Consider the following 13189-nt stretch of genomic DNA (forward strand, 5'->3'; position numbering starts at 1 on the left):
TTGTATACTTTACAGTAGGGGATTTTTTTAGTTATCAATCAAATCTAAATTATAAAAACCTCCACAATTGGATTTTCTATTCTTTGAAAATTGGGTAATTAAGTAAGCCGTTGTTATTAGGTTTCTTAATTCGCAAAGGTCTATAGATAACTCGGAATGATCATACAATCTTTTATTGTCTTCGTACAAGCCTTTTAGCCTTCGTTCTGCTCTTAACAATCTTTCATCAGATCGTACGATACCTACATAATTACTCATTATTGTTTTAACTTCTGCCCTATCGTGCGTAATTAATATGTTTTCCATATTCTTAACAACACCACTATCATTCCAAACGGGAATATTATCTGGCATGTTCACCTTTACATACTTTTTAGATACATTTAAAAAAGCTCGGTGTGAATATACAAGAGCTTCTAATAATGAGTTTGATGCTAGTCTGTTTGCACCATGTAAACCTGTTCTCGAAACCTCTCCACAGGCGTATAAATTTTTGATTGATGTTTTTGCTTTCTTATTTACATTTACGCCTCCACATATATAATGAGAAGCAGGTACTACAGGTATAAAATCGTTACGAATATCAATACCTAAAGAGGCACATTTCTCTGTAATATTTGGAAAATGGGCTTGAAATTTTTCAAAATCTAAATGCGTACAATCTAAATATACATGGGCCGCACCACTCCTTTTCAATTCATTGTCAATAGCTCTAGCCACAATATCTCTAGAAGCTAATTCTTCACGATCGTCATAGCGATGCATAAATTTTTGCTTCTTAAAATCTCTTAATTTGGCACCAAAACCTCTCACAGCTTCAGAAATTAAAAATGCTGGATATTCACCTGGGTTATACAAGGCGGTTGGATGAAACTGAATGAACTCAACTTCAGATATTTCAGCTTTTGCCCTATAGGCTAATCCTAATCCGTCTCCTGTTGCTACTTCCGGATTTGTAGTCGTAGTATAAACCTGCCCACTTCCTCCTGTTGCTAACAAGGTAAATTTAGACACAAATGTTTTTACAACATTGGCTTTAGCATCCAAAACATAAGCTCCAAAACATGATAATTTAGAATTTCTTTTCGTTTTTTTCTTTTGAGCTTGATGCTCTGTAATTAAATCAATGGCATAGTGATAGGTCAAGTAATTGATATTATCAGCTTCTTTTACTTGTTTAATCAAAGCCCGTTCTATTTCGCCACCCGTAATATCTTTATAATGTAAAACTCTATTTTGTGAATGACCACCTTCTTTACCTAAATCAAAAGTTCCTTTCTTATTAGTATCAAATCTCGTACCCCAATCAATCAATTCTTGTATTCTGGTCGGAGCATCTTTTATAACCATACGCACCACCTTTTCGTCACACAAGCCATCTCCTGCAACCAACGTATCTTCAATATGTTGCTCAAAAGTATCTACTGATTGATTATAAACAGAAGCTATTCCGCCTTGAGCATATTTGGTGTTAGATTCATCTATCTCATTTTTTGTAATAATAGTAACGGTGGCATCTTTATATTTTTCAGCTATTTTTAAAGCAAAACTTAATCCTGAAATACCAGAACCCAATACCAAAAAATCCGTTTTATACAATTCTGTATTACTTTTCATTTGAAATTACTTAGATAATTCTAACATTCTATTAATTGAAACTATGGCTTTTTTACTTAGGTCTTTGTCAACTTCAATAGCTGGTAATTCATACTGCATACATAAATATAATTTCTTCATGCTATTCATTTTCATATACATACATTCGCTACAGGCACAGGTATTATCTTCTTTAGCCGGAGCTGGTATAATCTCTTTATCAGGATTATCTAACATCATTTGATATAAAATACCCGCCTCTGTGGCTACAATAAATGTTTTTTTATCGCTATTCTTTACATGGTTTAACAAACCTGATGTAGAACCAATATAAGAGGCTGTTTTTAAAATATGAGCTTGAGATTCTGGATGAGCAATAATTTCAGCCGTTGGATGCTTTTGATAGAGTGTAATTAATTTTTCAACAGAAAATGCTTCATGAACCATACAAGCACCATCCCAAAGTAACATTTCTCTACCAGTTTCCTTATTTAAATAAGCACCTAAATTTCTATCTGGTGCAAAAATAATGGGTTGGTCCAAAGGAATAGAATCAACTATCTTTTTCGCATTAGAAGAGGTACAAACAATATCACTTAAGGCCTTAATTTCTGCCGAACAGTTTATATAAGTAACCACAATATGATTTGGATGCTCTTTTTTGAATGCTGCAAATTCTTTTGGCGGACAACTATCTGCCAATGAGCAACCCGCTTTTAAATCGGGTAATACCACTTTTTTGGTTGGATTTAAAATTTTAGCGGTTTCCGCCATAAAATGTACCCCAGCAAAAACAATCATATCTGCATCAGTTTCAGCGGCCTTTTGAGCTAAATACAAGCTATCACCAACAAAATCTGCTATGGCCTGAATTTCATCAATTTGATAATAATGAGCTAGGATTACGGCATTCTTTTCTTTTTTTAATCTTTTTATTTCATCTACATAATCAATATTTGGTGTATTTATTTCTAAAAACCCCTTATTCTCTAAGTTTCTCTTTGCGTGTTCTAAAATCTCCATAGTTCAATTTTATCGTAATTTTTTTGATGCTCCACAAAGATAGTTTTTGTTTATAAGGTTGACAATTTATTTACTTTAGAAAAAAAACTTACATAATTTATAGCAATCTCATTTCATAAATTAGTTAGGGATATTAATGTCTATTTCACCACTATGTTCTTCCCTTTTTTGTAAATTTACACCTCACAAATTTGATTATTTTATATACTAATTGAAGTAGATTTTATGCTCGAAAAAACACATGCCCCTCTTACATTAACCAAAGAGGAAATGCAACAATATGGTTATAAAGTTGTAGATTTAATTGTTTCACATTTTGGAGACTTAAGCTCAGCAAAAATAGTTAGTCTTGCTGATAGAAAACAGATGGATGAACTCCTTCAACAACCTATCCCCAATAAACCCAGCTCACCAGAGAAAGTACTACAAGATGTTGTCGATAATGTTTTAACCAATGTAGACTTTTTAACACATCCTAAGTTTTACTCGTTTGTTCCTAGTCCAAGTAATTTTATTAGTGCCATGGCAGACGCTATTGCTTCCGGGTTTAACATTTTTTCTGGTGGGTGGTCAAATTCTCCAGCAGCAGCAGAATTAGAAATTGTTGTGATCAACTGGTTTTTAGAAATGTTTCATTTTCCTGTTGTAGAAGGCGGCGGTATTTTAACCAGTGGTGGCTCAATGGCAAATTTAACAGCCTTAACTACTGCAAGGCGTATAAAATGTAAAAACGATTATTCAAAAGCCACCATATATCTATCTGATCAGGCCCATTCTTCGAACATTAAAGCAATTAGGGTATTAGGTTTTAAGGAACAACAAGTACGGATAATTCCTACAGACATGGAATTCAAAATGTCTTTAAATAAACTTAAAAACGCCATTGCTAAAGATAAAATAGAAGGTAATAAGCCCTTTTGTATCATAGCTTCAGCGGGCACAACAAATACAGGTACGGTTGATCCCTTAGAAGAAATAGCCGATATCTGTGCCAAAGAAAATTTATGGATGCATGTGGATGGTGCGTATGGTGGAGCTGCAATTTTAGCTGACAAAGGAAAAACCTATTTAAGGGGCATTGAAAGAGCAGATTCTCTTACGGTAGATCCTCATAAATGGTTTTTTCAACCTTATGAAATTGGATGTCTTTTGGTGAAAAATCACAAATGGTTAAGTAAAACGTTTAGCGAGAAACCCGTTTATTTACGAGATATTGAAGGCAATGAATCTGAAATAAATTTTTATGATCATGGTATTCAATTAACACGTGGTTTTAGAGCGTTAAAACTCTATATGTCTATAAAAACGTTTGGGTTAGACCAATTTAAAGAAGCCATACAGTCAGGTATTTCACTTACCGAAAATGTAGAAGATTTCTTACGAAAAAGTTCAAAATGGGAAGTAGTTTCACCTGCAACATTAGCTATTATTAACTTTAGGTGTAATCCGATTGAACAAAACTTAACTGAAAAAGAATTAGATGCGTTAAATCAGTATATCTCCAAAGAAATATTAAATTCTCACAGTGCTGTTTTGGTGACTACTATTTTACAAGACCAAGTGGTATTGAGAATGTGTCTTATTAACCCGAGAACTACACTTGACGATATAAAAGACACGCTTAATTCTTGCGAAAAATTTGCGACAACATTTATAAAAAATATGACCCATGAATCTATATAAATATTTATTCTTTTTAACATTAATTGCAATAGTTGGCTGTACAAAAAAGTCTATAAAAATTCCTGTACTAAATGTTGCGGGTATACAAGATACTATTTATGACAATTCTCAAATTTGGATTTTTGCAGAAGAAAAAGATGGTGATACCATTGCCACATTAAATAGAAAAAATAGTATTGCTACGACGAGTTGGATCTATAATATTGACAAAAGCTTACCCATGTCTTTGGTGGTGCCTTATTTACAGAAGCTTACAGAAAAAAGAGAAAAGCCTGCTTTACATGAAAAAGATGAAGACGATTTTAATTACTTCTCTTATGTAGATTCCGATGCGAACCTCTTATCAATGGTTAAGTTTGATGTTATTTATTATAATACTAGTAAAACGATGGATACCAATAAATTTGTAAAAGATAATTTAAATAAACATGTTGTAATAGATTATAATCAAAATGGTTTGGCTATAAATGACAGCGTAATTTCAATAAACAATTTGAACAACTATTTTATTAACCTATCACCAGAAAAGGAAATAAATGTCCACTTAACTTTTGATAAAGATATAAAATATAATGACTATTTACTTTTAAAAGCTCGCTTGCAAAACAGCAACAACATTAAGCTTGACACCATTGAATTTGTAAATTAAATTCTAATTATATTTACGGATAGTTCATTTACGTTTGTATAATTGTTGTATGTCATTTAAAAAATCTTGATTAGAATATTATATTTATATGCTAAAACATATAAATTAATGTTTTAGCATCAAATTATATCTAATTGCATATAATTTATATATATTTGTTTAATATTATATTTAAAAGCATATAATGAAGCAATTAGCAGAGTTTGTCAAAGAACGGAGAAAAGAAGTTAATCTGACTCAGAAAGAATTCGCTGAACGAGCAGGAGTAGCACTAACTGTAGTACGTAAAATCGAACAGGGTAAAACGAATCTAAATATGGATAAGGTAAATCTAGTTCTTAATATGTTTGGACATGAATTAGCTCCTGTTAATAGTAAAAAACGGGCTGAATGAGAAAGGGAAAGGTATTTTATAAAAACCATTTGGCTGGCATTATTACGGAGACGAATGAGGGCGAATATGAATTTCAATATAACAATCAATACGCCAAAGATCATCCAAATGACTTCATTACGTTCACTATGCCAGTTAGAGAGAAGCCATATAAAGAGAAGCGACTCTTTCCTTTTTTTGAAGGATTGATACCTGAAGGGTGGTTGTTAGATATAGCTTCCAAAAACTGGAAAATCAATAAAAATGATCGTATGGGATTACTTCTGACCTGCTGTCAGAATTGTATCGGTGCAGTAAGTGTGGAACCTATAACAGAAGAAGAAAATGGAGCATAAATGCTTATATTGTTATGAACCTGTTGAAAATGAACTGGACTTTCACGAAAAGTGTTCAATTGAATTCTTTGGAACACCAACATCTCCTAAAATTGAATATTCGCTTGACCAAATGGACGAACTTGCGAAAAATGTCGTAGAGCGAAGTATTGCTATCCCAGGAGTTCAGCCGAAACTATCTATGTCTATGGTCAAAGAAACCAAGGAGAATTCGGATACACGACTGACTGTAGTTGGTGCATTAGGTGGACAATTTATATTTAAACCACCTACTGACAGATTTCCAGAAATGCCTGAAAACGAACATGTAACAATGCGAATAGGTGAAGCTTTAGGAATTCGAGTAGTACCATCATCATTGATTCGAATTTTATCTGGAGAACTTTCCTATATAACTAAACGAGTTGACCGAACAGAAACTGGAGAAAAAATCCACATGCTCGATATGTTTCAGATCACTGAAGCATTTGATAAGTATAAAGGTTCAATGGAGAAAATTGGAAAAGCATTAGACCACTATTCTAGTAACACATTGCTTGATAAAACCTTTTTCTTTGACTTAGCTCTTTTCTCCTTTTTAACGGGAAATAGCGATATGCACTTAAAGAACTTCTCGATGATCGAAAGCCCTTCTGGTTGGATTTTGTCTCCTGCCTATGATCTTTTGAATGTTGCAATTGTGTTTCCAGAAGATACAGAAGAACTTGCACTGACAATAGTTGGGAAGAAAAAGAAGTTAAAACGTGAACACTTTGAACAGTTAGCAGAAGGATTAGGATTAACTCCTAAACAAATTAAAGGAGCTTTTAATCGAATGATAAAGAATAAATCAAAAGCATTCAATTGGATTGATCGATCGTTTCTATCAAATGAAATGAAAACTGCCTATAAAGAGTTGCTAAAAAGTAGATACAAACAATTAGAACATAAAGAATAAGACGAAACCACTACTACCACTATCATCCATTGTGTCAGTAGCTAAGCTTCGGGCTTTTACCAAAAATTGCTATCTTTAAACCATGGCTTAATTCTCTTGGAATAGTCCATGCAAGATCCGATAATTCCACAACAAACCAAATTCATAGACGTTACAGACAATCATAACAAATCAATAATTGATGATAAAGATAAAGGATATAGGAACATTTGAAAGTGTTCCACAAATTGTTGAAAATATAATTAACAGCAATTTAGAGGCCTTAAACGAGCACTCAAACCAAGGCTGGGATATTGAAAAGTTAATTATTATAGATGAATATATAGAAGAAACACCACTTGATTTAGCCTTAATTATGAACGCCTTTGAATCAGTCAAATGGCTTGTAAAAAAAGGTATTGACCTCAATAGAAAAGAGAATCCAAGTTTTTTGAGAGCAGTGCGATATTGTAATGAAGATATTATTAAATATGTCGTTGCACATGGAGCAAAAGTTAACCTTGTTAATAATGTTAAATCAGATGCATTTGAACAAGCCCTTTATGGGAAGCAATTTAAGCACCTTCCACTAATACATGAATTAGGCTATTCCGTTAGTGCATATGGAGGAAAGGCTTTTCGCAAAGTTGTGAGCGACCAAAACTACAAGGCCATTGATTTTTTTATAACAAATGGAGTTGATATTAATTATAATGAACCTGATATGGTTTATTCCTTTAAACCAACCCCTTTGTGCGTAGCAGCCAGGTATGTAGATTTAAAAATGTGTAAATACTTGATTAATCAAGGTGCTGATGTAACCATCGCTGAAAAAGACGGCATGCGACCTTATAGTATTGCCATAGAAAAAGGAGACGCTGAAATGGCAATATATTTCAAATCATTAGAGCCAGCTGAATATCACAACTTACAGAATAAGTTAGAGGAGTTAAAGCCTTACAAATTACCCAAAGATTTAATTGATTATCTGAGTGGCGATAATTTACATTTAGAATTACCGGATAGCGATTTTGAGTTCTTTGATTTCTTTTCACTTACTGATACCGTTCCTTTTAAATTTGGAAGAAAAAAACTGTTAAGAATCTCTAAAACATCAGGAGATTATGATCATCTCATGCTTGTTTGGAATCCTAAAACTAAAAAAATTGCTTTCTATGATCTAGAACATGAAGAATTGACTGATTTATGTAATTTTAAAGAGTTTTTTAAAAACCCTGATTTCCATTTAGAAAAAATATTCTAATAAAAGACAGCCTATAACTATGTATAATTTAAAATAACCCGATCTCTTGAGCTTCATAATTCAAGAAAAAAACTATAGTAAGTATAATGAATATAAACGCTCCCGAAGTATCGGGATGTTTATACAATTGTTGTAAGCAATTTGAAAAAAACCTATGAAAACACAAAAAGCATTAGATAAATTAATAAAATCTGACAAAGACCATAAAGTAATTTCTGCATTTGCAGGAGTAATCTATGAAAACTCTCTGAATATGCAGATTAATGTTATCGGAGCAATGCACACTTCTAAATGGTTAAAAAATAGAATAAAACCTTTTTGGACAGAATATAATCACGGAACTAGTGAATGGATAGAAAAGTGTCTTAATAGGGCAATAGATTTTGATTCAGATGATTATGCTGTTTCTGCACTTTTGAATTGTAAAATTCAGTCAGTTATTTTGAGTTTAAAAAAAATGGAAATGATTTTTATATCTTCTCGCTATTATGAAGATTTTAAAAATGGAAAAGTAAATGTTTTAACATTTGCTAAAAGTATTGATAAACATTCAAGTAAAGTTTTACCAAACGTTGTCGAATTTGGCTGGATAGATGGAACTGAAGAAATCATAGATGTTTCTATAATGAGAGCGATGGTTTTTGATACGAAATACGAATTAAAAGACAATCAAATTTATGGAAAAAACTACTCAACATATTTTCGAAGAGCAACTTTACCTTATGGAAATTGGAATCTAGAAAATTCAGAAGGATTTGAATTAAAAGAAGAATGGAGTATTTTTAATAAACTTGAAACTGAAATAAAGAACGAACTAATTACGATTGAATAAAAAAACGGCTTACAACAAAGTACGACGGTAAAAAACAACCAAAAACACCATTTTTTCACACCACACTTTCACCGCATTAGCTACCCAAGGCTTCTATTTGCTTTATTGTCTTTTTATTGCTACATTTGAAAGGCTGTCGCTAAATAAAACCTTACTACAACCCTATTGAAGTCCTGTTCACTTTAGCTTCGCAATTCAAGAAAAAAACTATAATAAACATAAAGGATATAAACACCCCGAAGTATCGGGATGTTTATACCATTGTTGTGGTTAATTAATAAGTAAATAGTTTAAAATAATGAAATGAATAGAAAAATAATATTCTTAAAAATATTTGCACTAGTAATAACAAGCTTTACGTCATGTGATATAATGGAGGGTAATACCAAACCTAAAGAAAAACAATGGGTTTATATCGAATTAAGTACAATCTCAAAAACAGATACTACTGACTACTTTTTATATGGTCAAATTAACAAATCAATAATTAATAAGATTAATGATAATGAAGGTGCCAAAGGTTTATTTGTATTATCTAATGCAAGATTTACTAATGATGATGAGTTGTTGGAATTATATGAAGATAGACAATTATCAGGTGAATTAGTTTTCAAAATACAAGACATTGAAGAAATCAAATTTTACAATGATGATCCAGTAAAATTATTTGACATAAATGAATTACACGAATCTGCAAAAAAGTTGAGAAATAAAAATTATAACTAACCACAACACCAGTAATCGTTGCACAAGCATCAAAAATGACATATTGAACAAATAATCGGCTTGATTGTAGCTGTTTTAAGAGACGCTATATATTTTTTTAAGGAGATTACCACCTTGTTTTGCAATTAAGAAGAACTGTGCTAAAAACAACCTACCACACCATTTTTTCACACTACACCTTAACCATAAGTATGACCCAAATCTTCTATTTGCTTTATTGTCTTTTTATTGCTACATTTGAAAGGCTGTCGCTAAATAAAACCCTACTCCAACCGTATTGAAGTGCTGTTCACTTTAGCTTCGTAATTCAAGAAAAAAACTATAATTAGGCGTTTATACAATTGTTGTGTGTCATTTGAATAAAAGATATATAACATGGATATAAGGATTACATTCTTGAAACTTACAAAACAAAATTTTTCAATTAATTTCACTTATAAGTAAAATATTTATATATTTGCAAACCATATGTTTTCAAAATGTCAATTAATAAAAATACCAAAGTTAAGCGGTTCAAAAGGCTCCATTTATACTATTTTAATTGATGAAGAAGAAAATACATCATTTAAAAATTTTGTTTTAAATAATCAAGATTTATTTAAAAGTGAAATAAAAGACATAGTTTCACGTTTGAAAACTATGGGTTCTAAAACAGGAATGAGTGAATATTTTTTTAAACTAAAAGAAGGTAATCCAGGCGATGGCGTATGTGCCCTTTATGATGAAGAAAACAGCAATCTAAGATTATATTGTATTCGCTATGGCTCACAATTAATTATTATTGGTGGTGGTGGTCACAAACCAAAATCAATTAGAACTTTTCAAGAAGATGCTAACTTAGAACGAGAAAACTACATACTTAGAGAATTATCAAAACTTATAACTGAAAAAATGCGTGATAGAGAAATCCATTTTAGTGAAGATGGTATGAATTTTGAAGGAGATTTAACAATTGAAAACCTATACTATGAATAAATCAGCAAAAGAAAATTTTGATTTTTTAGATGATATTTTAGAGGAAATATCACCTGTAGAAATGAAAAAAACGGAACAACGTATGCTTAATGCAGAAAGTATCCGTAAAGCTATGGATGCTAAAGGTTGGAATAATAACAGGCTTTTAGAAGCTTTAAATATGAAAAGTCCAAGCATAATAACAAAATGGCTTAGTGGAACTCATAATTTCACTCAAGACACCTTGGTTGAAATAGGTGTAGTGTTAGATGTAAATTTCTTCGCAATAAAAGAACAAAACATTACAATTAATTTTAGTTTTCCAGTAATGGAAAATAAAACGAGTGGTTTTGATAGCTATAGTAGTTTGGATTATATACTTAATTCTCATAAAATAAATGTTCCAGGCTCTAATCAAAATAAATGTAAAGAATATCAAGCTTAATAATGGAAACAGAAAAACAATTTAATTTTCAAATTAAAGGTATTGAAATAGTTGAAAACAGTATTGTTGCACCTAAAAACCGCATAGATAATAATACTGTATTTGGTTTCGATTTACAATTAAATCAAAGTTTTAATTTAGACAGAGAGTTAGTCATTGTTACATGTGTAATTAACGTATCAGATAATGACACAAAAGATAAATTAGGTCATATTAAGGCAAGTTGTCTATACTCCGTGGAAAAATTAGAAAAATATATAGATAAAGAAAAAAGCACAACAACTTTACCTGATGACGTTACGGTTATGTTAAACTCTATTTCAATATCAACAGTTAGAGGTGTAATGTATGGTATGTTTAGAGGAACTTTTTTAAATGGAGCTATACTTCCTGTTGTTAATCCTTCAAAGCCAGCTGACAAAAAGAAATAATAATAATAATAATAATAATAATAATAATATATAATGCCCTTTTTATTTCAAAGCTCCTAATTGTAGCACCTAATCTTATATCAAAACCCTAGTTTTTTTCATTAAAATTAAAAAAAAATACTGAATCAATTTTGTTTTGAATTTTATGATGTGTTTTAAATCGACATAAAACGCCACACAACAAAGGTAATCGTTGCACAAGCATCAAAAATGACATATTGAACAAATAATCGGCTTGATTGTAGCTATTTTAAGAGACCCTATAATTTTTTTCAACTAGATTACCACCTTGTTTTGCACTTAAGAAGAACTGAGCTAAAAAACAAACAATTCCTTCATTAAATTTGTGCACTATTACTCTAGGCTCAAAATACTATTATTTGGTATTTTGAGCTTTAATTTTTCACATTATCACCTCTTATTTTGATAAAATAGAGTCTTTTTTAGTCTCCTATTTCTTTACATTTTACTAAAAATTATACGGTAAAAAGAGTACAAAAAGACCAAATACTATAATCTAGTAATTTTTAGAGTTATCAATATCTCAAAATAACCAACCTAAATTCTTGAAGCCATAATTAAATATTACAAATATTTTTAAACTGGTAATTCACCAAACATAACCCTTCTAAACACCTCATCTTTTATAATAAAATGTATCTTTAGGTTTACGAACTTATATATATTTTACATGCGAATAGGTATTATTATTGGTAGAATTGGTGGTGTAGATGGTGTAGCTCTTGAAACAGAAAAGTGGATAGATGTATTAAAAAAATTAGGACATGAAGTATTTATTATGTCAGGTGAATTTGAGTCTTGGAATATGGACTATGAACATGATTATCTTTTCCCTGCCTTATCATTTTTTTCAGTTGAAGCGGAATGGGGCCAGCGAAAAGCTTTTTATGAACCCGACAAAGACCCTGCTCCACTCATAGAGCATGTTGAAGACGCTTCTAATATGATTTACGAAGCCATGCTTCAATGGGTTAAAGATAAAAAGATAGAAGCCATACTCTCAGAAAATGCTTCCGCACTACCCTGTCATTTATCTATGGGCGTTGCCATTAAAAAACTGATTTTAAAAACCGGCTTACCTATTGTAACTCACGATCATGATTTTCATTGGGAACGCGGTGAGCGTTACGTTTCCGCTCATCCTGAAATTAATCAATATGTAGATGATAACTTTCCGTTACTACTGCCTAATGTTAAACACGCTGTCATTAATACTTTTGGTGTAGAAACCTTTAAAAACAGATTTAATATTGACGCCACATTGGTGCCCAACGTAATGGATTTTAATCGTGTGTATGGTCTCCCTACTGAAGAAAATCAGTTCTTCCTTAAAGATTTGGGCATTACACAAGATGAAATTGCCTTATTACAAGTAACTCGTATTGTAAGGCGTAAAGGTATTGAAACCGCCATTTCATTAATTGATAAGCTAGACGACAAAAAGCTTAAATTGGTAATTACGGGTAACAATAACGATGATGAAAATAAAGAATATTACAATGAATTAATCGATCAGATTCATGAATTAAATTTAGCTAGTCAAGTCATATTTGCGGCACACAAAGTGTTAGACCATAAAGATTTATCTGATGTATATGCTCATGGTAGAGCCTGTACTTATTTTAGTACGTATGAAGGCTTCGGAAACGCCTTTGTAGAATGCGTACTTGCTAAAAAACCCATATTTGTAAACAACTATAAACCTGTATACATGCAAGATATTGGCAATAAAGGCTTCGAAACTGTGATGACAGAAGATGGTATACTCACCAACAAAAATGTGCAACAAATGTCTGACATCATTTACAACCCCAAACGCTGTTTAGAAATTGGAGAATACAATTTTAACCTCGGTAAAAAATACTTTTCTTTTGATGTCTTAGAAGAAAAATTAAACAACCTATTTACATTTTAAAAACT

The 13189-nt window shown here is 31.4% G+C and carries 14 protein-coding genes; 12 read left to right on the forward strand and 2 right to left on the reverse strand.

Annotated features, from left to right (window positions below; all coding sequences use genetic code 11):
- Positions 1 to 27: 27 nt before the first annotated feature.
- Together nadB and nadA are read right to left on the reverse strand one after the other, a co-directional pair.
- A complete protein-coding gene (gene nadB / locus JBL43_RS01590; RefSeq protein ID WP_233098657.1) occupies positions 28 to 1617 on the reverse strand; it encodes an L-aspartate oxidase in 1590 nt (529 codons plus the stop codon).
- Positions 1618 to 1623: 6 nt separating this feature from the next.
- Positions 1624 to 2619 carry a quinolinate synthase NadA gene (gene nadA, locus JBL43_RS01595; RefSeq protein ID WP_198839734.1) on the reverse strand — a complete coding sequence of 332 codons (996 nt, stop codon included), beginning with the start codon at positions 2617 to 2619 and terminating at the stop codon, positions 1624 to 1626.
- 225 nt (positions 2620 to 2844) lie between these two features.
- On the opposite strand from nadA, the gene JBL43_RS01600 reads away from it, so the two are divergent.
- The 12 genes from JBL43_RS01600 to JBL43_RS01655 all read left to right on the forward strand — a co-directional run bounded on the left by JBL43_RS01600 (position 2845) and on the right by JBL43_RS01655 (position 13184).
- Positions 2845 to 4302: a pyridoxal phosphate-dependent decarboxylase family protein gene (locus tag JBL43_RS01600; RefSeq protein WP_198839735.1), complete on the forward strand. Its 1458-nt coding sequence runs from the start codon at positions 2845 to 2847 to the stop codon at positions 4300 to 4302.
- A complete protein-coding gene (locus tag JBL43_RS01605) occupies positions 4289 to 4951 on the forward strand; it encodes a hypothetical protein (RefSeq protein ID WP_198839736.1) in 663 nt (220 codons plus the stop codon). The genes JBL43_RS01600 and JBL43_RS01605 overlap by 14 nt, the downstream gene beginning before the upstream one ends.
- 184 nt (positions 4952 to 5135) lie before the next feature.
- A complete protein-coding gene (locus tag JBL43_RS01610) occupies positions 5136 to 5345 on the forward strand; it encodes a type II toxin-antitoxin system Y4mF family antitoxin (protein ID WP_117883152.1) in 210 nt (69 codons plus the stop codon).
- The gene (locus JBL43_RS01615; protein ID WP_198839737.1) at positions 5342 to 5680 is read left to right on the forward strand and encodes a HipA N-terminal domain-containing protein; all 339 of its coding nucleotides are present in this window, start codon (positions 5342 to 5344) and stop codon (positions 5678 to 5680) included. The genes JBL43_RS01610 and JBL43_RS01615 overlap by 4 nt, the downstream gene beginning before the upstream one ends.
- Positions 5681 to 5792: 112 nt before the next feature.
- Positions 5793 to 6617: a HipA domain-containing protein gene (locus JBL43_RS01620; protein WP_262896256.1), complete on the forward strand. Its 825-nt coding sequence runs from the start codon at positions 5793 to 5795 to the stop codon at positions 6615 to 6617.
- A gap of 181 nt (positions 6618 to 6798) precedes the next feature.
- A complete protein-coding gene (locus JBL43_RS01625) occupies positions 6799 to 7860 on the forward strand; it encodes an ankyrin repeat domain-containing protein (protein WP_198839739.1) in 1062 nt (353 codons plus the stop codon).
- A gap of 154 nt (positions 7861 to 8014) precedes the next feature.
- Positions 8015 to 8692: a hypothetical protein gene (locus JBL43_RS01630; RefSeq protein WP_198839740.1), complete on the forward strand. Its 678-nt coding sequence runs from the start codon at positions 8015 to 8017 to the stop codon at positions 8690 to 8692.
- Positions 8693 to 8995: 303 nt separating this feature from the next.
- Positions 8996 to 9418, forward strand: a complete 423-nt coding sequence (locus JBL43_RS01635) for a hypothetical protein (protein ID WP_198839741.1) — start codon at positions 8996 to 8998, stop codon at positions 9416 to 9418.
- Between the two features lie 468 nt (positions 9419 to 9886).
- Positions 9887 to 10393 (forward strand): hypothetical protein, encoded by a 507-nt coding sequence (locus JBL43_RS01640; protein ID WP_198839742.1) that lies wholly within the window; start codon positions 9887 to 9889, stop codon positions 10391 to 10393.
- Positions 10386 to 10817, forward strand: a complete 432-nt coding sequence (locus JBL43_RS01645; protein ID WP_198839743.1) for a helix-turn-helix domain-containing protein — start codon at positions 10386 to 10388, stop codon at positions 10815 to 10817. The genes JBL43_RS01640 and JBL43_RS01645 overlap by 8 nt, the downstream gene beginning before the upstream one ends.
- 2 nt (positions 10818 to 10819) lie before the next feature.
- The gene (locus JBL43_RS01650) at positions 10820 to 11248 is read left to right on the forward strand and encodes a hypothetical protein (RefSeq protein ID WP_198839744.1); all 429 of its coding nucleotides are present in this window, start codon (positions 10820 to 10822) and stop codon (positions 11246 to 11248) included.
- Positions 11249 to 11939: 691 nt separating this feature from the next.
- The gene (locus JBL43_RS01655) at positions 11940 to 13184 is read left to right on the forward strand and encodes a glycosyltransferase (RefSeq protein ID WP_198839745.1); all 1245 of its coding nucleotides are present in this window, start codon (positions 11940 to 11942) and stop codon (positions 13182 to 13184) included.
- Positions 13185 to 13189 lie beyond the last annotated feature (5 nt).

The sequence above is a fragment of the Aureibaculum flavum genome (genome assembly GCF_016406085.1).
Classification (GTDB): Bacteria; Bacteroidota; Bacteroidia; order Flavobacteriales; family Flavobacteriaceae; genus Aureibaculum; species Aureibaculum flavum.